Source organism: Sphingomonas faeni (assembly GCF_030817315.1).
Lineage (GTDB): Bacteria > Pseudomonadota > Alphaproteobacteria > Sphingomonadales > Sphingomonadaceae > Sphingomonas > Sphingomonas faeni_C.
Genome location: NZ_JAUSZF010000001.1, coordinates 1,612,902 through 1,639,690, shown reverse-complemented (window position 1 = coordinate 1,639,690; position 26,789 = coordinate 1,612,902). Strand labels below are relative to the sequence as shown.

Annotated in this window: 24 protein-coding genes, 2 tRNA genes and 2 pseudogenes; 18 read left to right on the top strand and 10 right to left on the bottom strand. The window is 65.0% G+C overall.

What is annotated here, in order from left to right:
* Positions 1-169 precede the first annotated feature (169 nt).
* Positions 170-481, top strand: coding sequence for a hypothetical protein (locus QFZ54_RS07595; RefSeq protein ID WP_307085939.1), 312 nt, complete (start codon positions 170-172; stop codon positions 479-481).
* Here QFZ54_RS07595 and ruvX read toward each other — a convergent pair.
* Both ruvX and QFZ54_RS07585 read right to left on the bottom strand, forming a co-directional pair.
* Complete coding sequence (gene ruvX / locus QFZ54_RS07590) at positions 478-945, bottom strand: Holliday junction resolvase RuvX (protein WP_307085936.1); 468 nt, start codon at positions 943-945, stop codon at positions 478-480. The genes QFZ54_RS07595 and ruvX overlap by 4 nt on opposite strands.
* A complete protein-coding gene (locus QFZ54_RS07585; protein WP_307085934.1) occupies positions 942-2,051 on the bottom strand; it encodes a DUF3089 domain-containing protein in 1,110 nt (369 codons plus the stop codon). The genes ruvX and QFZ54_RS07585 overlap by 4 nt, the downstream gene beginning before the upstream one ends.
* Before the next feature lie 329 nt (positions 2,052-2,380).
* Here QFZ54_RS07585 and gatC point away from each other — a divergent pair, with 329 nt between their 5' ends.
* The 3 genes from gatC (at position 2,381) to gatB (ending at position 5,868) form a co-directional block, all read left to right on the top strand.
* On the top strand, positions 2,381-2,683 hold the full coding sequence (gene gatC, locus QFZ54_RS07580; protein ID WP_307085932.1) for an Asp-tRNA(Asn)/Glu-tRNA(Gln) amidotransferase subunit GatC: 303 nt from the start codon (positions 2,381-2,383) through the stop codon (positions 2,681-2,683).
* A 58-nt stretch (positions 2,684-2,741) separates the two neighbouring features.
* Entirely contained in the window at positions 2,742-4,226 is a 1,485-nt protein-coding gene (gene gatA / locus QFZ54_RS07575) for an Asp-tRNA(Asn)/Glu-tRNA(Gln) amidotransferase subunit GatA (protein ID WP_307085930.1), read from the top strand.
* A gap of 160 nt (positions 4,227-4,386) precedes the next feature.
* Entirely contained in the window at positions 4,387-5,868 is a 1,482-nt protein-coding gene (gene gatB / locus QFZ54_RS07570; RefSeq protein WP_307085928.1) for an Asp-tRNA(Asn)/Glu-tRNA(Gln) amidotransferase subunit GatB, read from the top strand.
* A gap of 422 nt (positions 5,869-6,290) precedes the next feature.
* Here gatB and QFZ54_RS07565 read toward each other — a convergent pair whose 3' ends face one another.
* From QFZ54_RS07565 to QFZ54_RS07555, 3 genes are all read right to left on the bottom strand, one after another.
* Positions 6,291-6,854, bottom strand: a complete 564-nt coding sequence (locus QFZ54_RS07565) for a retropepsin-like aspartic protease family protein (protein WP_307089336.1) — start codon at positions 6,852-6,854, stop codon at positions 6,291-6,293.
* 138 nt (positions 6,855-6,992) lie between these two features.
* The gene (locus QFZ54_RS07560) at positions 6,993-7,211 is read right to left on the bottom strand and encodes a hypothetical protein (protein WP_307085926.1); all 219 of its coding nucleotides are present in this window, start codon (positions 7,209-7,211) and stop codon (positions 6,993-6,995) included.
* Between the two features lie 2 nt (positions 7,212-7,213).
* Positions 7,214-7,369 carry a hypothetical protein gene (locus tag QFZ54_RS07555; RefSeq protein ID WP_307085924.1) on the bottom strand — a complete coding sequence of 52 codons (156 nt, stop codon included), beginning with the start codon at positions 7,367-7,369 and terminating at the stop codon, positions 7,214-7,216.
* Positions 7,370-7,491: 122 nt separating this feature from the next.
* Here QFZ54_RS07555 and QFZ54_RS07550 point away from each other — a divergent pair.
* From QFZ54_RS07550 to clpX, 5 genes and pseudogenes are all read left to right on the top strand, one after another.
* Positions 7,492-7,576, top strand: a tRNA-Leu gene (locus tag QFZ54_RS07550).
* Between the two features lie 67 nt (positions 7,577-7,643).
* A pseudogene (gene tig / locus QFZ54_RS07545) lies at positions 7,644-9,300 on the top strand (trigger factor).
* Positions 9,301-9,553: 253 nt separating this feature from the next.
* Positions 9,554-10,480, top strand: coding sequence for a glycosyltransferase family 2 protein (locus tag QFZ54_RS07540; protein ID WP_307085923.1), 927 nt, complete (start codon positions 9,554-9,556; stop codon positions 10,478-10,480).
* Positions 10,481-10,712: 232 nt separating this feature from the next.
* A pseudogene (locus tag QFZ54_RS07535) lies at positions 10,713-11,403 on the top strand (ATP-dependent Clp protease proteolytic subunit).
* Positions 11,404-11,526: 123 nt separating this feature from the next.
* Positions 11,527-12,792 carry an ATP-dependent Clp protease ATP-binding subunit ClpX gene (gene clpX, locus QFZ54_RS07530; protein WP_056048170.1) on the top strand — a complete coding sequence of 422 codons (1,266 nt, stop codon included), beginning with the start codon at positions 11,527-11,529 and terminating at the stop codon, positions 12,790-12,792.
* Positions 12,793-13,214: 422 nt separating this feature from the next.
* Here clpX and QFZ54_RS07525 read toward each other — a convergent pair whose 3' ends face one another.
* Positions 13,215-13,673 carry a hypothetical protein gene (locus QFZ54_RS07525; RefSeq protein ID WP_307085918.1) on the bottom strand — a complete coding sequence of 153 codons (459 nt, stop codon included), beginning with the start codon at positions 13,671-13,673 and terminating at the stop codon, positions 13,215-13,217.
* Between the two features lie 100 nt (positions 13,674-13,773).
* On the opposite strand from QFZ54_RS07525, the gene QFZ54_RS07520 reads away from it, so the two are divergent.
* Positions 13,774-14,904, top strand: a complete 1,131-nt coding sequence (locus tag QFZ54_RS07520; RefSeq protein WP_307085917.1) for a calcium:proton antiporter — start codon at positions 13,774-13,776, stop codon at positions 14,902-14,904.
* Here QFZ54_RS07520 and QFZ54_RS07515 read toward each other — a convergent pair.
* The 3 genes from QFZ54_RS07515 to QFZ54_RS07505 form a co-directional block, all read right to left on the bottom strand.
* Complete coding sequence (locus tag QFZ54_RS07515) at positions 14,901-15,293, bottom strand: c-type cytochrome (RefSeq protein ID WP_307085915.1); 393 nt, start codon at positions 15,291-15,293, stop codon at positions 14,901-14,903. The two genes, QFZ54_RS07520 and QFZ54_RS07515, sit on opposite strands and share 4 nt — an antisense overlap.
* Positions 15,290-15,487 (bottom strand): hypothetical protein, encoded by a 198-nt coding sequence (locus QFZ54_RS07510; RefSeq protein ID WP_307085913.1) that lies wholly within the window; start codon positions 15,485-15,487, stop codon positions 15,290-15,292. The genes QFZ54_RS07515 and QFZ54_RS07510 overlap by 4 nt, the downstream gene beginning before the upstream one ends.
* Before the next feature lie 110 nt (positions 15,488-15,597).
* The gene (locus QFZ54_RS07505) at positions 15,598-17,322 is read right to left on the bottom strand and encodes a M1 family metallopeptidase (RefSeq protein WP_307085911.1); all 1,725 of its coding nucleotides are present in this window, start codon (positions 17,320-17,322) and stop codon (positions 15,598-15,600) included.
* 248 nt (positions 17,323-17,570) lie between these two features.
* On the opposite strand from QFZ54_RS07505, the gene lon reads away from it, so the two are divergent.
* The 8 genes from lon (at position 17,571) to QFZ54_RS07465 (ending at position 25,844) form a co-directional block, all read left to right on the top strand.
* Positions 17,571-19,964 carry an endopeptidase La gene (lon, locus tag QFZ54_RS07500; protein WP_307085909.1) on the top strand — a complete coding sequence of 798 codons (2,394 nt, stop codon included), beginning with the start codon at positions 17,571-17,573 and terminating at the stop codon, positions 19,962-19,964.
* Between the two features lie 103 nt (positions 19,965-20,067).
* A complete protein-coding gene (locus QFZ54_RS07495; protein ID WP_268795398.1) occupies positions 20,068-20,364 on the top strand; it encodes an HU family DNA-binding protein in 297 nt (98 codons plus the stop codon).
* Between the two features lie 206 nt (positions 20,365-20,570).
* Positions 20,571-20,645: transfer RNA gene (locus tag QFZ54_RS07490), tRNA-Val, on the top strand.
* A 297-nt stretch (positions 20,646-20,942) separates the two neighbouring features.
* The gene (locus QFZ54_RS07485; protein ID WP_307085907.1) at positions 20,943-21,581 is read left to right on the top strand and encodes a CerR family C-terminal domain-containing protein; all 639 of its coding nucleotides are present in this window, start codon (positions 20,943-20,945) and stop codon (positions 21,579-21,581) included.
* Positions 21,578-22,744 carry an HlyD family secretion protein gene (locus QFZ54_RS07480; RefSeq protein ID WP_307085905.1) on the top strand — a complete coding sequence of 389 codons (1,167 nt, stop codon included), beginning with the start codon at positions 21,578-21,580 and terminating at the stop codon, positions 22,742-22,744. The genes QFZ54_RS07485 and QFZ54_RS07480 overlap by 4 nt, the downstream gene beginning before the upstream one ends.
* A 1-nt stretch (position 22,745) precedes the next feature.
* A complete protein-coding gene (locus QFZ54_RS07475) occupies positions 22,746-24,380 on the top strand; it encodes a DHA2 family efflux MFS transporter permease subunit (protein WP_307085903.1) in 1,635 nt (544 codons plus the stop codon).
* Complete coding sequence (locus tag QFZ54_RS07470) at positions 24,380-25,300, top strand: TolC family protein (RefSeq protein WP_307085900.1); 921 nt, start codon at positions 24,380-24,382, stop codon at positions 25,298-25,300. Before QFZ54_RS07475 ends, QFZ54_RS07470 begins: the two co-directional genes overlap by 1 nt.
* Positions 25,284-25,844, top strand: coding sequence for a TolC family protein (locus tag QFZ54_RS07465; protein ID WP_307085898.1), 561 nt, complete (start codon positions 25,284-25,286; stop codon positions 25,842-25,844). Before QFZ54_RS07470 ends, QFZ54_RS07465 begins: the two co-directional genes overlap by 17 nt.
* Before the next feature lie 328 nt (positions 25,845-26,172).
* Here QFZ54_RS07465 and QFZ54_RS07460 read toward each other — a convergent pair whose 3' ends face one another.
* The gene (locus QFZ54_RS07460) at positions 26,173-26,667 is read right to left on the bottom strand and encodes a DUF6481 family protein (protein ID WP_307085896.1); all 495 of its coding nucleotides are present in this window, start codon (positions 26,665-26,667) and stop codon (positions 26,173-26,175) included.
* Between the last annotated feature and the right edge of the window lie 122 nt (positions 26,668-26,789).

Genomic DNA, 26,789 nt, shown 5'->3' with positions numbered 1-26,789 from the left:
TAGCGTGGGCGTGGCAAGGCGAAGGCGAACGGGGGCATGATGCAGGGTACAGCGGCGCGAACGATGGGGCGATGGTGGGAAACGCAGTGGTTCGCGCTGGCGCTGGTCGTGGCGTCCGCGGTGCTTGCTATGGCCCGCGCTGCCTCCGCTCGGCGACCTGCCGGGACAAATGGGCCGCTGGCATATCGCGATGGCACTGCCGACCTCGTTCACCAACGAGCAATGGGCGATCGACGGTCAGCAGGCGCTGCATATCCGATACGCGGTCGCCGCACCCTATACCGTCGACCCCAGCCAGAGCGTCTACCCGTCGATCTGTCCGGAGATCGGGTCCGACTTCGCGACCGCGATCGCACATTTCCCGCGCGCGGCGTTCACGCACGTATGGACGATCGGCTTCCCGCCCGGTGCCGCAAAAGCGCGCGATCTCCGCGTGATATGGACCAACGGCAACTCCACGCTCTACCGCGTCGCCCGCTAGATCTGCGCCGTCACCAGCGCATCGATCGCCCCCTGGAGGATGTAGGCGGCGGCCATCTTGTCGACGAGTTCGGCACGTTTGGCGCGGCTCGCATCCTGTTCGATCAGCGTGCGGGTGACCGCAACGGTCGACCAGCGTTCGTCCTGGAGCAGGATCGGGAGCCCCATGTCCTTGAGGTTCTGCGCGAACGCCCGCGTCGATTGCGACCGCGGGCTCTCGCTACCGTCGAGGTTGATCGGCAGGCCGATGACCAGCCCGACGACCGCCTGCGCCTTGATGATCTCCGCCAGCGCAGTCTTGTCCTTCTGGAACTTGGTGCGGCGGATCAGGAGCGCGGGGCTCGCGAACGACCACCCGGCGTCGCACAGCGCGGTGCCGATCGTCTTGCTGCCGACATCGAGCCCGATCAGCCGGCCCCCGTTGGGGAGCGCGTCGCGGAACTGCGCGGCGGAAAGCGTGATCATTGCGCGAAAGCCTCGAGGCGTCGGTTGGCGTCGGCGCGGATGTTCGCCCAGAACAGGCTATAGTCGTAGACGTGGTAGTTGTTGCCCGGCAGCACGTACGGCCCGAGGTTCGGGCCTTCGCCGATCAGCAGGAAACCGTGGTCGGCGCAGCGCGCGGGAACGTTGCCGACCGCCATCGTCGCAGTCCTCAGGTCGGCGGACGGAACGAGCGTGCCGAGGTTCGCGGTGGCGGGCGCGGTCGCGTCGGCGGTGCCGGTCAGCGGGTTGGTGCAGACGATCGGCGTGCCCTTGCGCGGTTGGCCGTTGAAGCCGGTGGTCTGGTCGTAGGTGTCGACGATCAGCGACGGATCGGCCGGTTCCGCAAAGCTTTCCCACGACAGGATGCAGCCGGTCTGGTCGACGGCGCGGCATTCGGGCAGGCCCATGCGCGGCAGGTCGGTCGCGCGCGAGACGGGCCAGCCGACGACGTATGCCGCAACGATCCGCGCCTTCAATTTCGGGTCGGTGGCGACGCGGTCGCGGAGCAGGCGGGTCAGGTGCAACGCGCCCTGGCTATGCCCGGCGAGGATGATCGGCCGCGTCGGGCCGGCTTCCTTGAGGAACCGGTCGAACGCGGCGGAGACGTCGCCATACGCCAGCGCCAGCGCGCGTTCGCTATCCGCGACGCTCGTCAGGAACGCGCCGAACGTCGCCTGGCGATAGCGTGGCGCCCAGATGTCGCCGGCCTCGTTGAACGCGCTCGCCTGCCCGCGCAGGAAGAGTTCCGCCCGCGCGTTGGTTTCCGGATCGTCGATCGGCGCGTTCCAGTGGTCGCGATTGATGTACGAGGTCGGATGGATGAAGAAGATCGCCGCACCCGTGCCGAGCTTGCCAGGGGCGTAGCCGGGCGGCGTCCAGAGCGCGGGATTGCCGGGTGCGTCGGGACGCGCCAGCCACATGATCTTCCGCGCATAGATGTTGCGCGGAGCTTCGCGTTGCGCCTGGAAATTCTCGCTCGGGACCATGACCGCGCGCATCAACTGCGTGCCGAACAGGCGGTAGGCGAGCAGGGCGGCGATCGCGAGAACGATCATCGCGGCGACGAAATAGAGAAACTTGCGGGCCAAGCGGGACCTTCCGTGCAGGCGTTGGGGCTCCCGTGCCGTAATGAGCGCATGGTTGCAATCGGCGGCAGTCTACGGCGGATCGACATTCTGCACGCGCGCCTCGGTTGTCGCGGTCGCAACTCTTCTCCCCTCCCTGAAAGGGAGGGGCTGGGGGTGGGTAGGTCGGCTTGAGCCACCACTCTCTGAACATGGGGAACCCGACCCACCCCCGACCCCTCCCTTCCAGGGAGGGGAGAAGAACTGCGAACGCCTCTATTTCAATCGGCCAGCCTGAAGCACCCACGCCAAAGATGTTGCGCCCCCGGCGCGCCGGGTGCTAGCCGCACGGCATGTCCGTAGATACTGCAACCGTGAAGCGGATCGCGAGCCTTGCGCGCATCGCGATCACCGACGAGGACGCCGCCCGCATGGCGCCGGAACTCGGAAACATCCTTGGCTGGATCGAGATGCTCGAAGAGGTCGATACGACCGGCGTCGAGCCGATGACCGCCGTCATTCCCAACACGCTGCGGCTGCGCGACGACGTCGTCAACGCCGACCCGCTGACCGGCGGCGGCATCCGCGAGCAGGTCCTCGCGAATGCGCCCGCAGCAGAGCACGGGTTCTTCGCCGTGCCGAAGGTGATCGAATGATCACGGTACGTTATCATTCGATCATCCCCGCGCCGGCGGGGATCCAGGAATCAAAAGCATGACCGACCTCACAGATCTCGGGATCGCCGGCATCCGCGACGGCGTCCGCGATGGCTCCTTCAAGGCGCGCGAAGTCGCCGATGCGTTCATCGCAAAGGTGAGCCAGGCCAAAGCGTTGAACGCGTTTCTCGTCGAGACGCCAGACCACGCGATCGCCGCCGCCACCGCCGCCGATACCGCGCGCGAAGCCGGCGAAACGCTCAAGCCGCTGGCCGGCGTGCCGATCGGCATGAAGGACCTGTTTTGCACCAAGGGCGTCACGACGACCGCGGCGAGCCACATCCTCGAAGGCTTCACGCCGACCTATGAGTCGACCGTCTCGCAGAATTTGTGGGACGCGGGCGCGGGGATGCTCGGCAAGCTGAACATGGACCAGTTCGCGATGGGCTCGTCGAACGAGACCTCGGCGTTCGGCAACGTGATTTCGCCTTGGAAGCGCAACGACGGCGGCAACGCTTCGCTCGCGCCGGGCGGTTCGTCGGGCGGTTCGTCGTCGGCAGTTGCCGCACGGCTCTGCCCCGGCGCGACCGGCACCGACACCGGCGGCTCGATCCGCCAGCCTGCCGCTTTCACCGGCATCAGCGGCATCAAGCCGACCTATGGCCGCTGCTCGCGCTGGGGAACGATCGCGTTCGCCTCGTCGCTCGACCAGGCCGGACCGATGGCGCGCGACGTCAAGGATTGCGCGATCCTGCTCGAGGCGATGGCCGGGTTCGACGCCAAGGACGGCACCTCGTTGCAGCTCGACGTGCCGAAATGGGAAGCGGGTTTGTCCGCCAATCTCAACGGCCTGCGCGTCGGTATTCCGAAGGAATATCGCGTCGACGGTATGCCCGAGGAGATCGAGGCGCTCTGGCAGCAGGGCATCGACTGGCTGAAGGATGCCGGCGCGACGATCGTCGAGGTCTCGCTCCCGCACACCAAATACGCGCTGCCAGCGTACTACATCATCGCCCCCGCCGAAGCGTCATCGAACCTCGCGCGCTATGACGGCGTCCGCTACGGGATCCGCGACTTGCCGACCGGTGCCGGCCTGCAGGACATGTACGCCGCGACGCGTGCCGACGGCTTCGGCCCCGAGGTGAAGCGCCGCATCATGATCGGCACGTACGTGCTGTCGGCCGGCTTCTACGACGCCTATTATACGCAGGCGCAGAAGGTCCGGACGCTGATCGCGCGCGATTTCGAGCGGGCTTGGGAAACATGCGACGTCCTGCTCACCCCGACCGCGCCTTCCGCAGCGTTCGCGCTCGGCGAGAAGTCGGCCGATCCGATCGCGATGTACCTGAACGACGTCTTCACCGTGCCGTCTTCGCTGGCTGGGCTGCCCGCGATGTCGGTGCCGGGTGGTCTGGACAAGCAGGGTCTGCCGCTCGGGCTGCAGATCATCGGTAAGCCGCTCGACGAGCAAGGCGTGCTGAACGCAGGGCTCGCGATCGAACAGCGGGCGGGGTTCGTCGCGCGGCCGGATGTTTGGTGGTGAGTTGGATCGGCGAGATGTTTTTCCAAGTCATTGGGGAAGGTCTTGCCGATAGCTTTAAGCGGTTACGCTTCGGTCGATCGCGATCGACGCCCATTAGCCGAGAACGACAGAAAACGCTGAAACGGCGCGCGCTGCAGCGCCAGAACAGACGGAAGAACCGATGAGCGATTACAGGATTCAGGGCGAAACCGGCGAGTGGGAGGTCGTGGTCGGCCTCGAAGTGCACGCGCAGGTGACGTCGAACGCCAAGCTCTTCTCGGGCGCGGCGACCGCGTTCGGCGCGGAGCCCAACACGCAGGTGAGCCTCGTCGACGCGGCGATGCCGGGCATGCTGCCGGTGCCGAACCGCGAGTGCATCCGCCAGGCGGTCCGCACCGGCATGGCGATCGAGGCGCAGATCAACAAATGGTCGCGGTTCGACCGGAAGAACTATTTCTACGCCGATCTGCCGCAGGGTTACCAGATCAGCCAGCTCTATCACCCGATCGTCGGTGAGGGGGCGATCGATATCAGCCTCGACGACAAGAACCCCGACGCCGCCGGCAAGCGGATCGGTGTCGAGCGCATCCATGTCGAGCAGGATGCTGGTAAGCTGATGCACGACCAGCATCCGACCCAGTCCTACGTCGATCTGAACCGCTCGGGCGTCGCGCTGATGGAGATCGTGTCGAAGCCCGATCTGGCATCGCCAGCGGAAACAGGGGCTTACCTGCGAAAGCTGCGATCGATCCTGCGCTATGTCGGATCGTGCGACGGCAACATGGAGGAAGGCTCGATGCGCGCCGACGTCAACGTCAGCGTGCGCAAAGTCGGCGACGAGCTGGGCACGCGGACCGAGACGAAGAACGTCAACTCGGTGCGCTTCGTGATGGCAGTGGTCGAGCAGGAGGCCAAGCGTCAGGTCGAGGTGCTCGAAGCGGGTGGCAAGATCGTCCAGGAGACCCGGCTCTACGATCCCGATCGCAACGAGACGCGCTCGATGCGGTCGAAGGAAGACGCGCATGATTACCGCTACTTCCCCGATCCCGACCTGTTGCCGCTGGTGCTCGACGACGCGTTCCTCGCCGAGTGCCGCGCGTCGCTGCCGGAGTTGCCGGACGCAAAGCGCGCGCGGTACGAGGCGCTCGGGATCGCGCCGTACCAGGCGACCGTTCTGACCGCCGAGGTCGAGGCGGCACGCTGGTTCGATGCGTTGCTCGATGCGGGTGCGAAGCCGGCGGCGGCGGCGAACTGGACGACGTCGGAGCTGTTCGGGGCATTGAACCGGACCGGCAAGGACATCGAGAACTCGCCGGTCTCGCCTGCTCAGGCCGCGGAACTGCTGGGACTGATCGCGGACGGTACGCTGTCGGGCAGCTTGGCGAAGCAGGTGTTCGAGGTTATGCTCGAAACCGGCGACGGCGCGGCCAAGGTGGTCGAGGATCGCGGGTTGAAGCAGACGAGCGATACCGGCGCGATCGAGAAGGTCATTGCTGAGGTGATGGCCGCGAATGCTGACAAGGTCGCCGACTATCGCGGCGGCAAGGACAAGCTGTTCGGCTTCTTCGTCGGCCAGACGATGAAGGCGATGGGGGGGAAAGCCAACCCCGCCGTGGTGAACGAGGTACTGAAGGGCGCGCTAGGGGAGTCGGTGGCGCCATAACCCGGCGGTCGGAGGCCCAACCGCTCCCGCCCTTTTCGCGTTCCCGCCCCTCCCGTCCTCCCGCGAAAGCGGGAGCCCAGGGTAACGGAACACAACCCTGCTCGATCCTCGCCCCCCGCATTCGCGAGGGGAACAGCAGAATTAACACCAGCGCGTCCCAAGTACCGCCACCCCGGCGAAGGCCGGGGCCCAGTTGGGGAACGCTGCTGACTGTTCCCGGCGCTCCGTTACTGCAACCTTCCCAACTGGCCCCCGACCTCCGCCCAAACTGAACCACCCCGGCGAAGGCCGGGGCCCAATTGGGGGACGTCGCTAACGCAGGTCGGTACCTCGTTACTGCGGACGTTCCAATTGGGCCCCGGCCTCCGCCGGGGTGGTTGTTTCGTGAGATGAGGTCGGAGTGAAAACCAGCACAAGTAACCTTACGCCCCCTCAACCTTCTGAGGATGATGCGGCACAAGAATCAAAATATTCCCCTCCACCCGCCAAGACGCCAACCGCGACAAAAAGTTCATCCCCAGCACGTTCGTCGCGCCAAACGCCGGCGACACCACGACCTGCAAGTCCCGCGCAACGATAGCGCCCAGCGACAGTTCAGTGATCTTCCCCGTCTTCGCCGCGATAGACCCGTTGGCGGTCTGCAACACGATCGGCACCAGCCCGACCCGCGCGTCGATCCCCGCAGCCTCCGCTGTCTTGTCCGAGATCGCGGTAATCGTCGCCCCGCTGTCGATCAGCAGCCGCTGGCTCACCCCGTCGATCGTCGCGCGCGCCCAGAAATGGCCATCCGGCGACATGCGGATGCGGACCTCGCCGCCCACTACCTGCTGGTCCTCGATCTTCAGGAAGCGCGCGATCTTGCCGATGTACGGATCGAACTGGCGCCGCTGGTCGACTGCTATGAACAGCATTCCGACCAGTACCAGCGTCATCGCCACGTTGACTAGCGTTCGGATGATGGGGATGCGCTGCGCGACGATCAGCACCAATACGGCAACCCCGAGCGCTATATAAAGGCTCTGGTGCTCGGCGAAGTTGGGAATGGTGGAGATTATCGGGTCCTGATTGGCGGGAGTGACGCCGTATGGATAGCCACTCCCGCCTGTATGGTTGCTGACGCAGGCTTACTGCGCGTCGTTGTCCTGGTTCTTCACGACACCGCCCGTGCCACCGACGCCATCGTGCAGGCCGCTGTCGGTGAACGTCTCGGGCTCGTCGCCGCCTTCGCCGCGCTCGACCGCGTCGGAGCGGGACTCCACCGCCTGTTCGATGTCGCTGCGGGTATCCTCGTCGCGCTTCTCGGGGAGCGTTTCGGGGTTCGTGCCGGAATGCGGATCACTCACGGTCAAAACTCCGGCTGCACGGGTGCGGGATCGTTCGACGGAGTCCCAGGTGCCGGAAAGTCGACGTCCGGCGCGGGCGGATTGAACTCGGGCGGCGGCGCGGTCGGCTCGACGGGCGACGTCGGGGTCGGAAACTCTGCCGGGGGTTGGGTAGCCATGATGTCTCTCCTTCTGGGTGCTCAACGCCCGTAATCGAGCACGGTTGCCTCGGGAAGTTGCCTATGTACTTGCCCCCGCATACATCGTTGGTATAGACGCGCCCGCTACGGCGATGTCCTGTGCGGGCGTGGCGGAACTGGTAGACGCGCTTGGTTTAGGTCCAAGTATCGCAAGATGTGGGGGTTCGAGTCCCTTCGCCCGCACCAGCCCGCCCGCAGGCGAGGCGACCGCCTGACGAAATTATCCCGAATGCTCTTATAACAAAGGCCGGACATGCAGACTGTCGAGACGTTGAACGAGGGCCTCAAGCGCGCCTACACGCTCACCATCACCGCGAAGGATATCGATGCCAAGGTCGATGTCGAACTGAAGCGCCTCGCGCCGCAGATGAAGATGCCGGGCTTCCGTCCGGGCAAGGTGCCGGCGAACCTCATCCGCAAGATGCATGGTCCGGCACTGACCCAGGACGCGGTGAACGCCGCGATCCAGGAGGGCGTTCAGACGCTCGTCGCCGAGAAGCAGCTTCGCCCGGCGATGCAGCCTTCGGTCGCGCTGGAAGACGGCTATGACATCGGCAAGGACGCCGTGGTCAAGGTCGATATGGAAGTCCTGCCGCAGGTCCCAGCTCCCGCGATCGACGGCATCAAGCTCGAGCGCCTGACCGTTCCCGTCGCCGACGAGGCCGTTACCGAGCAGCTCCAGAAGTTCGCCGACCAGCAGAAGAAGTGGGACGACGCGGCCGACGATTACGCGGCCAAGATGGGTGACCTCGTCACCGTCGATTTCGTCGGCAAGACCGCCGATGGCGTCGCGTTCGAGGGCGGGCACCGGCACCGACATGGGCGTCGAGCTCGGTTCGGGTCGTCTGATCCCCGGCTTCGAGGATCAGCTCGTCGGCGTGAAGACCGGCGACGAAAAGGTCCTGAACGTGACCTTCCCGGAGGAGTATCAGGAGAAGTCGCTCGCGGGCCAGCCGGCGACGTTCGACATCACCGTCAAGTCGGTGAAGACCGCGGGCGAGAGCAAGATCGACGAGGATCTGGCGAAGTCGCTCGGTCTCGAGAGCCTCGAGCAGCTCACGGGCTTGCTCAAGGGTCAGATCGAGCAGGAGCATAACGGCCTCACGCGTACCCACATGAAGCGCAAGCTGCTCGACCAGCTCGCCGAGGGTCACGACTTCGAAGTGCCGCCGTCGATGGTCGAAGCCGAGTTCAACCAGATCTGGTCGCAGCTCCAGCACGAAGCCACGCACGAGGCCGATCCCGAGGCCGCGATGGCCGAGATGGAAGGCGAGCGCGACGATTACCGCAAGATCGCCGAACGTCGCGTGCGCCTTGGCCTGCTCCTGTCCGAGATAGGCCAGGCGAACGGCGTCGAGGTTTCGAACCAGGAGATGCAGCGTCTGCTAGCGCAGGCAGCGCAGCAGTATCCGGCCGAGCAGCGTCAGCAGTTCATGCAGTACATCCAGCAGGAGCCGATGGCCGCTGCTCAGCTGCGTGCGCCGCTGTACGAGGACAAGGTCGTCGACTTCCTGTTCGAAAAGGCGGAGATCACCGACCGGGAAGCTACGCGCGAGGAGCTTGAAGCCGCGATCGAGAGCGAAGACGGTTTCGCCAGCGGCACGCACACGCATGATCACGACAACCACAAGCCGAAGAAGAAGGCTGCCACCAAGAAGAAGGCCACTGCTTCGGACGAAGCCGTGACCGAAGAGGCGCCTGCTTCGGACGCCGCGGAAGACGATAAGCCCGCCAAGAAGGCACCTGCCAAGAAGAAGGCGGCGCCTGTCGAAGCCGAGACGACCGTGACGGAATCGTCGCCGGTGGCTGCCGAGAACGCAGAGGGCACCGAAGCTGCCGACGCTCCGGCGAAGAAGCCGGCCGCGAAGAAGCCAGCTGCCAAGAAGGCCGCGACCAAGACCGAGGCGTAACACCTTCCCGTCACCCCGGACCTGGTTCGGGGTGACAGGTCGCACTGTACGACCCGTAAAAGGGGCACTTCCCCGGCGGAGGCCGGGGCCCAGTTGGAAAGGTAGCTGTAACGAGCCGCAAAGCTCCGTTATGGGCCTTCCCCAACTGGGCCCCGGCCTTCGCCGGGGAAGTGCGTTTTGGGATGGTGCGTTGACTGACGTTTCGACCGCTGCTCGATCTCCGATGTCGTCTTTCAACTCCGTAGGGCAGGGCATGACCGAACCGAGAGTCGCCGTCCTGCTCCCGTGCTACAACGAGGAAGCCGCCATTGCGCAGACGATCGCCGGGTTCCGCGACGCGCTGCCGGGCGCCACCATCTACGTCTACGACAACAACAGCGCCGACCGCACCACCGAGGTCGCGCGCGCCGCGGGTGCGGTCGTCCGGACCGAGCGGATCCAGGGCAAGGGCGCGGTCGTCCGCCGCATGTTCGCCGACATCGACGCCGACATCTACGTCATCGCCGACGGCGACGCGACTTACGACGCCGCCTCCGCGCCGAACTTGGTCGCGCGCGTCCTCGACGAGCAGCTCGACATGGTCGTCGGTTCACGCATCAGCCAGGTCCAGGAAAGCTATCGTCGCGGGCACCGCTTTGGCAACGCTCTGCTCACCGGCATGCTCGCGCGCCTGTTCGGCCGCAGCTTCACCGACATCCTGTCCGGCTACCGCGTGTTCTCGCGCCGGTTCGTAAAGAGCTTTCCGTCGTTGTCGGCCGGTTTCGAGATCGAGACCGAGATCAGCGTCCACGCGCTCGAACTTAAGATGCCGATCGGCGAGGTCGAGACGCCCTATTACGCGCGCCCGGAAGGGTCCGAATCGAAGCTCAGCACCTATGGCGACGGCTGGCGCATCCTCCGCACGATCATGACGCTGTATCGGATCGAGCGGCCGCTCTGGTTCTTCGGCGCGATCGGCGGCGTGTTCGGGCTGCTCGCGCTGATCCTCGGCATCCCGCTGGTGTTGACCTATATCGAGATCCATCAAGTGCCGCGCTTCCCGACCGCGATCCTGATCACCGGGCTGGGCATCTTCGCCGCGCTCAACGTCTTCACCGGCCTGATCCTCGACACGGTAGTAAGAGGCCGCCGCGAAGTGCGAAGGCTGGCATACCTGGCGTATCCCGCCCCAGGCATCTGACTCCCTCGCCCCTCCGGGGAGAGGGAAGGAGGAGCCACTTGGCGACGGAAGGGGGAGGGGAGGTTGGCGAATCCCAACGTCCCCTCACCCTCCCACCCGCAAGTGCGTGCGGGCCCCTCCCTCTCCCCGGAGGGGCGAGGGGAAGCTGTCCCCATGCCAAGGTGCGAAGGGCTTGAACTCCCCTCCCGGACAGCCGATGTTAGCGGTTCACTGGGGCATAAGAGAGATTTCCATGCACAATCCGTTCGAGACCGGCGATTTCGCGAGCCCGTTGGCCAGCGCCGGGCTCGGCCTGCAGCAGACGCAAGCAGGCCTGGTTCCCATCGTCATCGAGCAGTCGAACCGCGGCGAGCGTTCGTTCGACATCTTCTCGCGCCTGCTTCGCGAGCGCATCATCTTCGTGACCGGCGGCGTCGAGGACGGCATGGCCTCGCTGATCACCGCACAGCTGCTCTTCCTCGAGTCCGAGAACCCAAAGAAGGACATCTTCATGTACATCAACTCGCCGGGCGGTGTCGTCACGGCGGGCATGGCGATCCACGACACGATGCGGTACATCCGTCCGCGCGTCGGCACCGTCTGCATCGGCCAGGCCGCCTCGATGGGCAGCTTCCTGCTCGCGAGCGGTGAGCCGGGTATGCGCGTCGCGATGACCAACGCGCGCATCATGATCCATCAGCCATCGGGTGGTGCACAGGGCATGGCCAGCGACATCCGAGATCCAGGCCCGCGAGATCCTGCGTATCCGCAAGCGCATGAACGAGCTGTATTCGCAGTACACCGGTCAGCCGATCGAAGAGATCGAACGCCGGATGGATCGCGATACGTTCCTCGAAGCGAACGAGGCGAAGGATTTCGGGCTGATCGACGAGGTATTCGACAAGCGTCCGGCGGTATCCGAGGATGCCCCGAAACCCGCTTGAACGAGACGGGCATGGGGTGAATCGTAAACCCCGCCGGTTTATTTGATTGTAGGAACTCCGGGGTGCGTTACGGTAGCGGCCCCGGAAACGGCACGTGCACCGACATGCGCGAGAGGTGATTGAATGACGAAGCTGAGCGGTGGCGACTCGAAGAGCACCCTCTATTGCTCGTTCTGCGGCAAGTCGCAGCATGAGGTACGCAAGTTGATCGCGGGTCCAACCGTGTTCATCTGCGACGAGTGCGTCGAACTTTGCAACGACATCATCCGCGAGGAGACGAAGTCGGCCTTGGTGTCCAAGAAGGATGGCGGCGTCCCGACTCCGCAGGAGATCTGCGACGTCCTCGACGATTACGTGATCGGCCAGAAGCGCGCCAAGCGCGTCCTGTCGGTGGCGGTGCACAATCACTACAAGCGGCTCAACCACGGCGCCAAGGGTGCCGATGTCGAGCTGTCCAAGTCGAACATCCTGCTCGTCGGGCCGACCGGTTGCGGCAAGACGCTGCTCGCGCAGACGCTCGCCCGCATCCTCGACGTGCCGTTCACGATGGCCGATGCGACGACGCTGACCGAGGCGGGTTACGTCGGCGAGGACGTCGAGAACATCATCCTCAAGTTGCTCCAGGCGTCCGACTATAACGTCGAGCGGGCGCAGCGCGGGATCGTCTACATCGACGAGATCGACAAGATCTCGCGCAAGGCCGAGAACCCCTCGATCACCCGCGACGTGTCGGGCGAAGGCGTGCAGCAGGCGTTGCTCAAGCTGATGGAAGGCACGACCGCGTCGGTGCCGCCACAGGGTGGGCGCAAGCATCCGCAGCAGGAATTCCTGCAGGTGGATACGACCAACATCCTGTTCATCTGCGGCGGTGCCTTCTCGGGTCTCGAGAAGATCATCGGCGATCGTCTGCAGGGCAAGTCGATCGGTTTCGGCGCGTATGTCGCCGGACCGGACGAGCGCAAGACCGGCGAGACGCTGAAGTCGGTCGAGCCCGAGGATCTGCTGAAGTTCGGGCTTATCCCCGAGTTCGTCGGCCGTCTGCCGGTGATCGCGACGCTCGAGGATCTCGACGTCGACGCGCTGGTGAAGATTCTGAAGGAGCCGAAGAACGCGCTGGTCAAGCAGTACCAGAAGCTGTTCGAGATGGAGGACGTCGCGCTCGGCTTTACCGACGACGCGCTGGTTTCGGTCGCCAAGAAGGGCATCGAACGCAAGACCGGCGCGCGCGGACTTCGTTCGATCCTTGAGAGCATCCTGCTCGACACGATGTTCGACCTGCCCGGCATGGACGGCGTCGACGAGGTGATGATCGACAAGGACGTGATCGAAGGCCGCAAGGAACCTATTCGGGTGTATGCGGAAAAGAAGAAGACCGGCGACGCTGCTTAAAGCGGAAGCGGTTTGAGATATGGGAGAGGGCGCCGAGCGATCGGCGCCTTTTTTTCGTTTTGGTGAGAGCGTGCGGTACACAAACGCCCCACCCGTTGGGGTGAAGCTCGCCCATAAAACCCGATCCGTCATCCTGACGAAAGTCAGGACCCAGAGCCAAGAAGACCTGCGCTTAGTACCCTGGATCCTGACTTTCGTCAGGATGACGGACGGCATCAGCCGGGCAGGGATCACTTCGATCCTCCCCTGCAAGGGGAGGTGGCAGCGCAGAGCGCTGACGGAGGGGTGACCCGCTCTCGATAGGCCATCACCCCTCCGTCGCTTCGCGCCACCTCCCCTTGCAGGGGAGGATCTCTTGCTTGGCCTGATCGTCCGCCTCGTCGTCCCCTTTGTTCGTGGTAAGGCTGAGGGCGATTCTGATGCTACGTCAACGAGGTCAAAAGCCGAACCCGTTCCAGATCCTTCGGACGCCCGAACAGCCTGAGCATCCCGGCTAACTCCGCGCGCTCTGGTACGTAGACAGCGCACGCTTCGACGAGGACAGGTACGCGCGTCCTCGGTAAAACCTCCGTCCACCCAGCCGACGTCGCAACGTGGAACCCCGCCATGATCTCGACGACCAAGGGTGGCGTCTCCCACCGCCCGAACACGGTCGACCGAAAGAGCGAACTGGCGCCATCCTCGATCGGAGGGATCCCTAGCCCATGCATCACCCGCCGAGCATCTGCCACGCTCGCGACCACATCGACATCGCCAACCTCGATCGGCGTTACCCCGTGCAGCGCCACCGCCGCGCTGGAAATGACCCACCACGGGCCCTGCGTGTCGCGCATCGCCTCCTCCACCATGACCAGCGTTTGGCGGAGATCGGGAGCCAGCATCGCCACAACCTACGCCATCCCGTCTGTCACACAACCGCCCCGACTCGGACCCTTATCGGCCGTCACGCATTCGTTATCCAAGTGGAACGAGGGAGACTGCATGACGATCGAAGTGGCCGACCGACCGAATAACTATGTGGCGGAGACGATGCCGGACCGCCTGGCGCTCCCGCTCTGGACGCTGATCGCGCCGGGCCTGGGTTTGATCGCCGTCCTCGTCGGGCTCGCCAAGTTGGGCGCGCTCGGCACCGCGGCCGCCGTCATCGTTTTGATCGGCAGCGTCCTCGCCGCAGTGCATCATGCCGAAGTCATCGCGCACAAGGTGGGTGAACCGTTCGGCACGCTCGTCCTCGCGATCGCCGTCACCGTGATCGAAGTCTCGCTGATCGTGTCGCTGATGCTGGCGGATGCGGCGGACGCTGCGGCGCTTGCGCGCGATACGGTGTTCGCCGCGATCATGATCATCCTCAACTTCATCGTCGGACTGTGCCTGCTGGCGGGGGCGGTGCGGCATCATGAGCAGTGCTTCACGCTGAAGGGTGTGAGCGCGGCGCTGGGCGTGCTGGCGGCGATGTCGGTTCTGTCGTTGATCCTTCCCAATTATACCTCGTCAACGACGGGCCCGACCTATGCGCCGTCGCAGTTGATATTCGTCGCGATCGTCTCGTTCGTTCTCTACGGGACGTTCGTCCTGGTCCAGACCGTGCGCCACCGCGATTATTTCCTGCCCTCGGCCAATGACGCGCACGCGCAGGCTCATGCCGCCCCGCCGTCAATACGAGCGACGGGAATCGCGTTCGGTGTGCTGCTGGTCGCGCTGGTTTCGGTGGTGCTCCTCGCAAAGACCTTGTCGCCGACCATCGAGGCTGCCGTGCTGAGTGCGGGGTTGCCGCTCGCAGTGGTCGGCGTGGTCATCGCGGCGCTGGTGCTCGCCCCGGAGAGCCTCGCGGCCTACAAGGCGGCGCGGCGCAACCGGCTCCAGACCAGCCTCAACCTCGCGCTCGGCTCTGCACTGGCAACGATCGGGCTGACGATCCCGAGCGTCGCGATCGTATCGCTGGTGCTCGACCTTCCATTGGCCTTGGGGATCGACGGCAAAGGCATGACGCTGCTCGCGCTGTCGCTGTTCGTCGCGACGCTGTCGCTCGGCACCGGGCGGACGACGGTGCTGCAAGGCGTCGTCCATCTCGTGATCTTCGCCGCCTATCTGTTCACGACGGTTGTTCCCTAGGGGCGGGGGCCTTGCGTCGACAGATAGGCGATGACGTCGGCGCGGTCCCTCGGGTCGGGCAGGCCGGCGAAGGCCATCGTCGTGCCGGACACCATCCGGCGCGGGTTGGAGAGCCACCGGTCCATGCGCTCCGCGTCCCAGTTGCCGCCCAGCGCTTTCAGTCCGGCCGTGTAGGAGAAGCGCGGGCGCCGCTCGCCGATCGGTCCGCCCATCACGCCGTAGAGATTGGGACCATCCGTATCGCCGGCATATTGCCCGATCGTGTGGCACGCGGTGCAGCGCCGGAACACGCGTTCGCCCCGCGCGATCTGGTCGGTCGAGGCTGCGTCGTCGCCTGAGCCGCACCCGGCGAGCGACAGCATGAGCAGGAGCCAGCCCGTCGCCTTCATCGTCTTTGACGTGCAGCCAAGGCAAGACCCGCGGCGATCTGCACCACCGCATAGAGGCGCCGACGACCGGGGCGGTCGACGAACGGCTTTACCAGCTTCTCCGTGCCGAGTGCATTGTCCTTCCAGAGGTCGACATGACGGCGCGGCTGAAGCAGGCCGATCAGGCCATCCCCGACCATAAAGATCGCCGCCATTTCCGCCCCGCACGCGACCCTGTTCTCCTGCAAACGCAGGAGAACAGGGTCGCGTGCGCTAGCGCCTGGGACTCCTGGGCTCCCGCCTTCGCGGGGGAGCGGCTGTGATGTCATTGCGTCTTCTCCTTCGCAGCTTGCGCGGCTTTCCAGGCGGCCGCGTCTTCCAGCGCGACACTCCGCCGCAGGACCAGCGCGTCGGGATCGATCACGACATGCGCGCCGGCCGGGACGGACAGGCTCGCCTTCCCCCCAGTCATCGGCAATTTCCGCGTCTTCCCATCGATCTGCACCTCAACCGGCAGCGGGAACGGTCCGTTACCCGGCATCTTCCATGTCAGCGACAAAATATTCCCCGTCCGCGTCTCGACCAGTTCGGGCAGCGCCGCTTGCCGCAGATACACGTCGAAGAACCATTTATAGTTCTTCCCCGTCACTTTTTGGACGAGCGCCTCATACTCCTTCGTCGACCCGAACCGCGGTGCGAAATTCCCCGGCTTCGGATCCGCGCGCCCATACACCGCGAGCCGCGTGACGTCGAAGAACGCCTTGTCGCCGATCAGCCCGCGCAGCGTGTGGAGCATCCACGAGCCCTTGTAATAGATGTCCTGCCCGGCGCCGCCCTTGTCGAGTTCGTACACCTCCTCCTCGGTGGTGACGCGCTGCTGCGTGATCGGCTTGAGGTTCATGATCGAGGTGCGCTCGCCCTGCATCATCGCCGCATACCGCGCACGCCCCTCGCGCCACTGGCCGTAGAGCGGCTGCATGTACGTGCCATAGCCCTCGTGGAGCCAGTAATCGTCCCAGTTGGCGGCGGTCAGCTGGTTGCCGAACCACTCATGTGCGAACTCATGCTGGAACAGCCAGTCGAACCCCTCCGGCGCCTTGGCGTATTCGTTGCCGTACGCGTTGATCGTCTGGTGCTCCATGCCCTTGTGCGGCGTCTCGACCACGCCGAGCTTCTCGTCGCCAAACGAGTAGGGGCCGATCATGCTCTCGAAGAAATCGAGCGTCGGCGCGAACTCGGCGAACAGCTTCTCCGCCTGCGGCTTTTCGCCCGGCAGATACCAGTAATACATCGGAATGCTGTTGCCGAAGCGGCTCTTGTAGCTGCCGCTGATCTCCTCATACGGCCCGACGTTCAGCGCGATACCGTAGGTGTTGGGGTGCTTGGCACACCAGTTCCAGGTCGTGCGCCCATCGGCCAGCGTATCGACGCCGAGCAGCACGCCGTTCGAGGGCGCCTTCAGCCCCTGCGGCACGGTGATGTGCAGCGTCACCAGCGCGGGCTCGCCGGTCGGGAAGTCGAGGCACGGCCAGAACAGGTCGCAGCCATAGCCTTCTGCGGTCGTCGCGAACCAGGTCCGGCCGTCGGGGGTCTTCGACCAGACCATGCCGTCGTCCCACGGCGCTTTCACCGCGACGTGCGGCGTGCCGGCATAGGTGATCTTCGCGGTGACTTTCCCGCCGGCCGGGACGGGTTTCGGCAACGTGATGATCAGCCGTCCCTCGGGATTGCTCCACGCCGAGGGGGCGAGCGGCACGCCGTCGATCGCGATCGCGCTGACCGGCAGGTTGCGGTCGAGGTCGATAGGCAGGCGGGCGAGGGGGGCCTTGGCGGTGAAGACCAAAGTCGCCACGCCGTTCAGGCTCTCCGTCTCCGGCAGGACCTCGAAGGCGAGGTCGGCGCTGTCGAACCGGAGCGCGGTCTGCTCGGGCGTAAGCACCCCGCCGGAGCGCTGCGTCTGCGCGGTGATCGCCGGTTCGCCCTTCTTCGGTAGCGGTGCGGCGGCGAGGAGCGCGGTGGCGCTGGCGGCGAGGAGGAGACGGGAAATCATGCCACGTTCTCGCGCCTGGGAGGCCCGCATACAAGTGCGATCCGGCCTCTTCGGTTCTCCTGCGAACGTAGGAGCCCAGGATCACGAATACCGCCGCTTGCTACCATGGACCCCTGCGTTCGCAGGAGAGCGGTTGGGCTGGGGTGCGCGCGAAAACCCGTAACAACCGCCAACCAATTGATGGACGCTTCATCCTCACCATATAAGCTACAGACTATGCCCCCATGCAGGCACCCACCGGAGCGTTCATGACCCAGTACCCCGTCCTTCCCCTTCGCGACATCGTCGTCTTCCCGCACATGATCGTGCCGCTGTTCGTCGGCCGCGATAAGTCCGTTGCCGCGCTCGAAGCGGCGATGGCGGCGGACAAGGAGATCTATCTCGTCGCGCAGGTCGACCCGGCCGAGGACGATCCCGCGCGCGACGACCTGTATTCGATGGGCGTAACCGCGACCGTCCTCCAGCTGCTGAAGCTCCCCGACGGCACCGTCCGCGTGCTGGTCGAGGGCAAGCAGCGCGCGACGTTGGAGACGCTGGACGAATCGGGCGACTTCCTGACCGCCACGGTCGAGACGGTCGCCGATGCCGAGGTCGAAGGCGCCGAGGTCACCGCGCTGATGCGATCGGTGGTCGAGCAGTTCGAGAATTACGCCAAGCTCAACCGCAAGCTTGCGTCCGAGACCGCGGTCCAGATGTCGGAGATCGACGACGCGTCGAAGCTGTCCGATGCGGTCGTTGCCAACATCGCGATCAAGGTCGCCGAGAAGCAGGCGATGCTGATCGAGACCAACCCGTCGAAGCGTCTCGAAATGGCGATGGTGGCTATGGAGGGCGAACTGGGCGTCCTGCAGGTCGAAAAGAAGATCAAGAGCCGCGTCAAGCGCCAGATGGAGAAGACGCAGCGCGAATATTACCTCAACGAGCAGTTGAAGGCGATCCAGCGCGAGCTGGGTAACGAGGACGGCGAGGGCGAAGGCGACGAGATCGCCGAGCTGACGCAGAAGATCGCCACGCTCAAGATGAGCAAGGAAGCGCGCTCTAAGGCCACAGCCGAGCTGAAGAAACTGAAGACGATGGCGCCGATGAGCGCCGAGGCGACCGTGGTGCGCAATTATCTCGACGTGCTGCTCGGGCTCCCCTGGGGCAAGAAGTCGAAGATAAAGAAGGACATCGCCGCCGCACAGGTGACGCTGGACGAGGATCATTACGCGCTCGAGAAGGTCAAGGACCGGATCGTCGAGTATCTCGCCGTGCAGGCGCGCACCAACAAGCTGAAAGGCCCGATCCTGTGCCTCGTCGGCCCTCCGGGCGTCGGCAAGACCTCGCTCGGCAAGTCGATCGCCAAGGCGACCGGGCGCGAGTTCATCCGCCAGTCGTTGGGCGGCGTGCGTGACGAAGCCGAGATCCGTGGCCATCGCCGGACCTATATCGGCTCCCTTCCCGGCAAGATCGTGACCAATCTCAAGAAGGCCGGCACGTCGAACCCGCTGTTCCTGCTCGACGAGATCGACAAGCTCGGCCAGGATTTCCGCGGCGATCCCGCGTCCGCGTTGCTGGAGGTGCTCGACCCGGAGCAGAACGGCAAGTTCCAGGATCATTATCTGGAGGTCGACATCGACCTGTCGGACGTGATGTTCGTCTGCACCGCGAACTCGCTCAATCTTCCGCAGGCGCTGCTCGACCGGATGGAGATCATCCGTCTGGAGGGCTATACCGAGGACGAGAAGGTCGAGATCGCCGAGCGTCATCTGATCGAGAAGCAGATCGAGGCGCATGGCCTGAAGCCGGGCGAGTTCACGTTGACTCAGGAGGGGCTGCGGACGCTCATTCAGCAGTACACGCGGGAGGCGGGCGTGCGTACGCTGGAGCGCGAGATCGCCAAGCTGTGCCGCAAGGCGCTGCGCCAGATCCTCGAGAACAAGACCACCAGCGTCACGATCACGCCGGAAAACGTCGGCGAATATGCGGGTGTCCAGAAGTATCGCCACGGGCTCGGCGAAACCGAGAACCAGATCGGTGCGGTCACCGGGCTCGCCTGGACCGAGGTCGGCGGTGAGCTACTGACCATCGAGAGCGTCACGGTCGCGGGCAAGGGGCAGGCCAAGCTGACCGGTACGCTCGGCGACGTGATGAAGGAGTCGATCGAGACCGCGTTCAGCTATGTGAAGGCCCGTGCGCCGAGCTACGGGATCAAGCCGAGCCTGTTCGCGCGCAAGGACATCCACATCCATCTGCCCGAGGGTGCGGTGCCGAAGGACGGTCCCTCGGCGGGTATCGGCATGGTCACGTCGATCGTCTCGACGCTGACCGGCGTGCCGATCCGGCGCGAGGTGGCGATGACCGGCGAGGTCACATTGCGCGGTCGCGTGCTGCCGATCGGTGGGCTCAAGGAGAAGCTGCTCGCGGCGCTGCGGGGCGGGATCGAGACGGTGCTGATCCCGGCCGAAAACCAGAAGGACCTCGCGGAGATTCCGGCGAACATCAAGGCGGGGCTGAAGATCATTCCCGTCAAGCATGTCGACGAGGTGCTCCGTCTGGCGCTCACCGAGCCGCTGGAGGCAATCGAGTGGACCGATGCCGACGAGCTGGCGGCCCTGCCGCCGGCACCGATTACGCCGGTCGGGGGTGGCCTTCACCACTGATCCATGTTTGGATCGTAAGCTATAGCGCGGCGGTTTCGTTTGACAGCAGACGGGGCCGCCGCATTATTGCGCGCTGATTGCGGCCGCGACTCCATCGCGGCTGATTCGAGTTTTCCCGGGGGATTATATGAACAAGCAGGAGCTGATCGCGACGGTTGCCGACACGTCCGGACTAGTGAAGGCTGACGCGGTTAAGGCGGTCGAGGCGGTGTTCGATGCGATTGAGGCATCGCTAAAGAAGGGCGACGAGGTTCGCTTGGTAGGCTTCGGCACGTTCTCGATCTCGAAGCGCAAGGCCTCAACCGGCCGCAATCCCCGCACCGGGGAACCGATGACGATTAAGGCCTCGACCCAACCGAAGTTTAAGGCCGGCAAGGGCCTGAAGGACGCGGTTAACTAAAGCGGCGTGGCAGTATGATTCTCTCCCGGTTGGGAGCGATTGCTGGCGATTGCCAGACGGAGGAGGCGGTAGGCGAGCATTGAGGTTCCATGTCCTCCTCCGTCGCCTACAGCGCGCCCCCTAGTTGTGCCGATCGAAAGGCTAACCACTTAAGGGCTGGACAGGCAGGCATCGTCTGCCTAAACGCCCGCTTCCGAACGAGTTTCGGGCGCGTAGCTCAGCGGTAGAGCACACCCTTCACACGGGTGGGGTCACAGGTTCAATCCCTGTCGCGCCCACCAGATTTACGCCGGTTCCTTCGCACGAAGGGGCCGGCGTTTCTGATTCTGGCCACGGCGTCACCCTTCGTCCTTTGCTTTTAGGAAGGCGCTCCTTCTTCCCCCCTCCCTGAAAGGGAGGGGCTGGGGGTGGGTCGGCTTCCGTATCGGCGGACGGTTGCGGCACAAGCGGGCCTACCCACCCCCAACCCCTCCCTTTCAGGGAGGGGAGGAGCGTCTGAATAGAGCCTGACGACCCTATCCCCAAACATGACATCTTCTTCATTAGGCTCATTCGTTCGATCGAACTAAGGACGCGGTGTGGTCCAGTCTCGACTCCTCGACATCGCGATCAGCGAATTCGGCGCCAAAGGCCTCGAAGGCGCCAGCACGCGCGGCATCGCCGCCGCGGCCGGCACAGCGATGTCGTCGATCACCTATCACTACGGCGGCAAGGAGGGGCTGTACCTTGCCGCTGCCGACCGGATCGCCGAGCGCATGACTGCGGTGATGGGAGACCCGAACGACCTTGACCATGACATCGCCGCGGACGACGCAGCCGGTGCGCGCGCGCAAATCCATCGCATCCTAGGCCGTCTCGCAGACAAGATGGCGAGCGCCGATAGCGCTGACTGGACGTTGTTCGTGCTGCGCGAACAGATGAAGCCGAGCGAGGCGTTCGAACGGATCTACGGCGGCGTGATGGGCCAGATGGTGCGACAGCTCGGCGAGTTCGTGTGCATCGCGACCGGCCTGCGCAACGTCCGCACCGCCCGGATCGCGACAATCACGCTGCTCGGGCAGGTAGTGGCGTTGCGATCGAGCCGCGCGACCTGCCTCAAATTGCTCGAGCGCGACACGCTCGAGCCTTCCGACATCCTCGATATCAAGGCGCGGATCGACGCCAATATCGACGCCATTCTCGATTCGATGCGTGCTGAAGAACAGGGCCAGGCATGACCGACCAGACGAACCACTCAGATGCCGACCACGAGGACGACGGCCGCAAGCCCGACCCGAACGGCGAGGACCAGCAGTCCGATACCGAGCAGCAGGACGAGGCGGACGAAGACGACAAGAAGCCGTCGGTGTTCAAGAAACCGTTGTTTTGGATCATCCTCGTCATCGTCGGCGGCGGGCTTATCATCGGCGGGGTGCTCTACTGGCTGCACGCGCGGCAGTTCGAGTCGACCGACGACGCGTTCGTCGACACGCACATCGTCCGCCTCGCGCCGCAGGTCGCAGGCACGCTGGTACAGGTCGCCGACATCGACAACCGCCACGTCGAGGCCGGCCGCCTGCTCGCCGTCATCAAGGCATCCGGCCGCGACGCCCAGGTCGCCGAGGCGCAGGCGAACGAATCGCAGGCCCGCGCGCAGTTCGCGCAGGCGCAGGCGCAGGTGACCGCTGCCGAGGCGCAACGCCAACAGGCCGCGGCGCAGGCGCGCGTGCCGATGGCAGCTGCGGTGAAAGCCCAGCAGGATCTCGCGCGCTATGAGGCGCTGCTCCGGCTCGATCCGAGCGCCGTCGCGGGCCAGCAGCTCGATCAGGCGCGTGCCACCGCGCGCCAAACAGCCGCCGATGCCGCCGCCGCGCGCGAGCAAATCGACACCGCCACCGCCCAGATCAGCGTTGCCCGCAAACAGGTCGGCGCCGCGAAGTCGGTGATCGACGCCCGTCGCGCACAGGTCGAGCAGGCGAACGTCACGATCGGCGATCTCCGCCTGACCGCCCCGGTCGCAGGGCAGGTCGTCAACCGTTCGGTCAACGTCGGTTCCTATGTCGCTCCCGGCACGCAGCTGATGGCGATCGTCCCTGATAAAATGTGGGTGACTGCCAATTTCAAGGAGACGCAGCTCACGTTAATGAAGATCGGCCAGCCGGTTGATATTCATGTTGATGCTTATCCCGGGGTGGAGTTCAAAGGTCATATCGACTCGATCCAGCGCGGGGCGGGCCAGGCCTTTGCCTTGCTGCCTCCGCAGAATGCGACCGGCAATTACGTGAAGGTCGTTCAGCGCGTACCCGTCCGGATCGTGTTCGATGCCAAGAACGGCCCCGATCCGAAGCGCTATCCGATCGGCCCCGGCATGTCGGTGGTGCCTACCGTCAAGGTGCGCTGAGGTGGCCAACGCGCCCGCTCAACAAACTGGGGCGAAAGTCGATGCGGGGGGCGGTCACACCTGGTCGCCGAGCCGGTCGGCGGCGGGCAAGTACAGCCCGTGGCTGATCGTCGCGATCATCTCGATCCCGACTTTCATGGAGGTGCTCGACACCTCGATCGCCAACGTCGCGCTCGATCATATCTCGGGCGGGCTGTCGATCACCACCGATCAGGCGACCTGGGTGCTCACCAGCTACCTCGTCGCCAACGCGATCGTCATCCCGATCTCGGGCTGGCTGTCCGACGCGATCGGGCGGAAGCGCTATTTCCTCCTCTCGATCGCGCTGTTCACGCTCGCCTCGCTGCTCTGCGGCCTGGCACCGAACATCGGTACGCTCGTTGTCGCACGCGTGCTGCAAGGCATAGGCGGCGGCGGATTGGCGCCGGTCGAACAGTCGATCCTCGCCGACACCTTCCCGCCCAAACAGCGCGGCATGGCGTTCGCGGCCTTCGCGATCGTCGTCGTCGTGGGACCCGTGCTCGGGCCGACGCTCGGTGGCTACATCGTCGAATATTCGAGCTGGCATTGGGTGTTCCTGATCAACGTGCCGGTTGGCATCGGCGCGTGGTTCCTCGTCGAGACGTTCGTCGATGAGCCGCCGCAGGTGAAGAAGGACCGCGACGAGCGCTTCAAGAATGGCCTGACGATCGATTACGTCGGCGTCGCGCTGGTCGCGCTGGGGCTCGGCTTCCTCGAACTCACCTTCGATCGCGGCGAGCGGGAGGATTGGTTCGCGAGCGGCTTCATCGTCATGTCGGCGATCATCGCCGCGGTATCGCTGGTCAGCCTCGTCATCTGGGAATTGAACCACAAGGACCCGGTGATCGACCTCAAGCTGATGAAGAACCGCAACTTTGCGCTGACGATCGGCATCATGGGCGTCACCGGGATGATCCTGTTCGGTACGACGCAGCTGATCCCGCAGATGCTGCAACAGGTGCTCGGCTACAGCTCGCTCGACGCAGGCCTCGCGCTGACCGCCGGAGGTCTCGCGACGCTGGTGATGGTGCCGTTCGCGGGGCGATTGAGCGGGCTCGTCGACGTCCGTTTCCTCCTGTTCCCGGCGTTGCTGGTGCAGGCGTTCGCGCTGTGGAACATGAGCCACCTGACCGCCGACATTGCGTTCTCCGATGCGGCCTTCGCGCGACTGTTCCAGGCGATGGCGCTGCCGTTCCTGTTCGTGCCGATCAACGCGATCGCCTATGTCGGGCTCAAGCAGACGCAGACCGCGCAGGCATCGAGCCTGCTCAACGTCTCGCGCAATCTCGGCGGGACGATCGGGATCTGTTTCGCACAGACGCAGCTTGCAGGCGGGTTGCAGCGGCACCAGTCGGAACTGACCCAGACGCTCAACCCGCTCGATCCGAACTATAACGACTGGATGCAAAAGGCGGCGGGAGTGTTTGCAGGGCAGGGGGATCCATCCACCACACCACTCGCGGTACTTTACAGCCAGATGCAGCGGCAGGCGACGATGCTCGCGTTCCTCGACGTGTTCCGCGCGATGATGGTGGTCGTGCTGGTCGTCGCGCCACTGGTTTTATTCATGCGCTCCGGCAAGACCGGCGGCGCACCCTCGGGAGGGATGCATTGATGCGTGCGCGGTTCATGGTGGTTGCGGTCGCGGCCCTGCTCGCGGGGTGCACCGTCGGCCCGAATTACATTGCGCCAGAGATGCCGGTGCCGCCGGCATTCGTCGGGCCGCAAGCGACTGTTGGTGCCGCGGTAGATCCGGCGCGCTGGTGGTCGGCGTTCCGCGATCCGCAGCTGGACGGGCTCGTCGAGCGAGCGCTGAAGGGCAATCCCGACATCGCGATCGCCGCATCGCGGGTGCGCCAGGCGCGGTTGCAGGAGATCGTCGCGCGGTCGCAAGGGTTGCCGAGCGTCAACGCGAGCGCCAGCCCGAGCCATATCGAGTTCAGCAAGAACGCCGGCCTCGCGTCGATCGCGCGCGCATTCAGCGGCGGTACGGGCGCAGGCGGCACCGGCTCGACCGGCGGCATCGCGCTGCCCGGTAGCGGGATCACGACGTATTCGGTCGGGTTCGATGCCAGCTGGGAGCTCGACCTGTTCGGCGGTGTCCGACGCAGTACCGAGGGCGCGCGGGCGCGGACGGAGGCTGCGGTCTGGTCGAAGCGCGACGCTGCGGTGACGCTAGCCGCCGAAGTCGCGCAGGCGTATTTCGCGCTGCGGCTCGATCAGGCGCAACTCGCAACGATCGAGAGCGAGATCGCCAACCAGCAGCGCGCGCTGACGATCGCTGGCAACATCGCCAAGGTCGGCCTCGTCCCGCCGATCGACGTAACCCGGCAGCGTGCGTCGATCACCTCGACTGAGGCGCGCGCCGAGCCGGTCCGCGCCGATGTCGACGTGCGGATGCACGCGCTGGCGATCCTACTGGGTGAGCCGCCCGGCTACGTTGATGAGCGAACTCGCGGCGCCTTCGGTGGCACCGCTTGGTGTGCCGATGATTCCGGCCGGGTTGCCGTCGGAGCTGTTGCGTCGTCGTCCTGACGTGCGGGCGGCAGAGCGCGATCTGGCGGCATCGACCGCGGATATTGGTGTGGAGGTCGCGGATATGTATCCGAGGTTCAGCCTCACCGGCATGAGCCAGTTGATCTCGACTGCGCTCGGCAATCTGTTCTCGGGCGACAGCCTCCAGCTGACCGCGTCCGGCGCGGCGCAATTCCCGTTGCTCGACTGGGGGCGGCGCAAGGCGACGGTGAAGTCGCGCGAGGAGGACCGCGAGCAGGCGTATCTGCGCTATCGCTCGACCGTGTTGCAGGCGTTGCGTGACGTCGAGGATCCGCTCGCGCAGATCGCGGCCGAACGGCGTCGGAATGCAGCCTTGCAGCGGGCGGTAGTCGATGCGCAGAGCAGCGCGAAGGCGGCGGAGTCGCAGTACCGGACCGGCTTCGTGGCGCAGACTACGCTGCTGAATGCGGAGACGGACGTGCTGACGGCGCGGGAACAGCTGGTATCGAGCGATGCGCAGTTGCGGCAGCTGACGGTGGCGCTGTTCAAGGCGCTGGGGGGCGGTTGGGAGCAGGCGGAGTAGGGTTTCGCCGACGATCCCCTCCCTTTCGGGGAGAATTGCTGGGGGCGCTGACTTCTGCGACCGCTCACATTGTTCTCCCGCGAAGGCGGGAGTCCAGGCTGGGCTCCCGCCTTCGCGGGAGAACAACGTGATTAGAGGACTGCGCTGTTTTCAAGCGCCACCCCGGCGGAGGCCGGGGCCCAGTTGGGGTACGTCACCAACGGCGGTCTGCGCTTCGTTACTTCGACTTTGCCAGCTGGGCCCCGGCCTTCGCCGGGGTGGTGGCTTAAGTGAAGCGAGCGGTTTGTAACATCGCGGTAGCAAGGGCGGCACGACGGCCGCCCCGAAATCACTTCTTCTTGTTCTTCCGTGCCGCGTACTTTGCGTCGCGAATCGCCTTCTTCTCGGCGTCGGTCAGTTCGACCTTGGCTTCGGCTTCGCGCTTCTTCGCGGCAGCAGCCTCGGCTTCGGCCTTCTTGGCGGCCTTGGCCTCGTCCTCGGCGGCGCGCTTAGCAGCGCGCTTCTCGCGCTCGGCTAGTTCTTTGGCTTCGCGCGCGGCGAGGCGTTCGGCGACGACGGCTTCGTCGATCGGCGGCTTGGCACGAAGCGCTTCGAGCGCCTTCTGCTTGGCGGCGGCTGCGCTGCTCGTGCGGTCCTGGAAACTGGGGTCCTTGAAAGAGGCCATTGTCGTCGAATAATCCTGTAATGATGGTCTGGCCACGCAGTCGCAGGGATGCGCCGCGGGTGACTCTGGCAGCGCCTGTAAATCATCGCGCGCCGGATCGGAAGAGATGTGTTCGATGGCGCGGTTTTCAACCCCGTGGCCGAACACGTTGCCGAGCACGCCCCCGATCGACAGTCATCGAACCGTCATATCATCGTCATGCAAGCGTCACCTAAATCGCATCGCAGCGTCATCTGGCCAGCCTAACCGCCAAGTCACGGTCGACAGGGGGGAGCCTGGGT

Excerpts from the sequence above, each read along its gene's own strand:
- gatA (WP_307085930.1), top strand. The coding sequence starts at position 2,742 with ATGACCGACCTCACAGATCTCGGGATCGCCGGCATCCGCGACGGCGTC.
- gatB (WP_307085928.1), top strand. The coding sequence starts at position 4,387 with ATGAGCGATTACAGGATTCAGGGCGAAACCGGCGAGTGGGAGGTCGTG.
- ruvX (WP_307085936.1), bottom strand. The coding sequence starts at position 945 with ATGATCACGCTTTCCGCCGCGCAGTTCCGCGACGCGCTCCCCAACGGG.
- QFZ54_RS07520 (WP_307085917.1), top strand. The coding sequence starts at position 13,774 with ATGACGATCGAAGTGGCCGACCGACCGAATAACTATGTGGCGGAGACG.
- QFZ54_RS07470 (WP_307085900.1), top strand. The coding sequence starts at position 24,380 with ATGCGTGCGCGGTTCATGGTGGTTGCGGTCGCGGCCCTGCTCGCGGGG.
- QFZ54_RS07595 (WP_307085939.1), top strand. The coding sequence starts at position 170 with ATGGGCCGCTGGCATATCGCGATGGCACTGCCGACCTCGTTCACCAAC.
- QFZ54_RS07540 (WP_307085923.1), top strand. The coding sequence starts at position 9,554 with ATGACCGAACCGAGAGTCGCCGTCCTGCTCCCGTGCTACAACGAGGAA.
- lon (WP_307085909.1), top strand. The coding sequence starts at position 17,571 with ATGACCCAGTACCCCGTCCTTCCCCTTCGCGACATCGTCGTCTTCCCG.
- QFZ54_RS07525 (WP_307085918.1), bottom strand. The coding sequence starts at position 13,673 with ATGCTGGCTCCCGATCTCCGCCAAACGCTGGTCATGGTGGAGGAGGCG.
- QFZ54_RS07505 (WP_307085911.1), bottom strand. The coding sequence starts at position 17,322 with ATGATTTCCCGTCTCCTCCTCGCCGCCAGCGCCACCGCGCTCCTCGCC.
- QFZ54_RS07515 (WP_307085915.1), bottom strand. The coding sequence starts at position 15,293 with ATGAAGGCGACGGGCTGGCTCCTGCTCATGCTGTCGCTCGCCGGGTGC.
- clpX (WP_056048170.1), top strand. The coding sequence starts at position 11,527 with ATGACGAAGCTGAGCGGTGGCGACTCGAAGAGCACCCTCTATTGCTCG.
- gatC (WP_307085932.1), top strand. The coding sequence starts at position 2,381 with ATGTCCGTAGATACTGCAACCGTGAAGCGGATCGCGAGCCTTGCGCGC.
- QFZ54_RS07555 (WP_307085924.1), bottom strand. The coding sequence starts at position 7,369 with ATGGCTACCCAACCCCCGGCAGAGTTTCCGACCCCGACGTCGCCCGTC.
- QFZ54_RS07480 (WP_307085905.1), top strand. The coding sequence starts at position 21,578 with ATGACCGACCAGACGAACCACTCAGATGCCGACCACGAGGACGACGGC.
- QFZ54_RS07510 (WP_307085913.1), bottom strand. The coding sequence starts at position 15,487 with ATGGCGGCGATCTTTATGGTCGGGGATGGCCTGATCGGCCTGCTTCAG.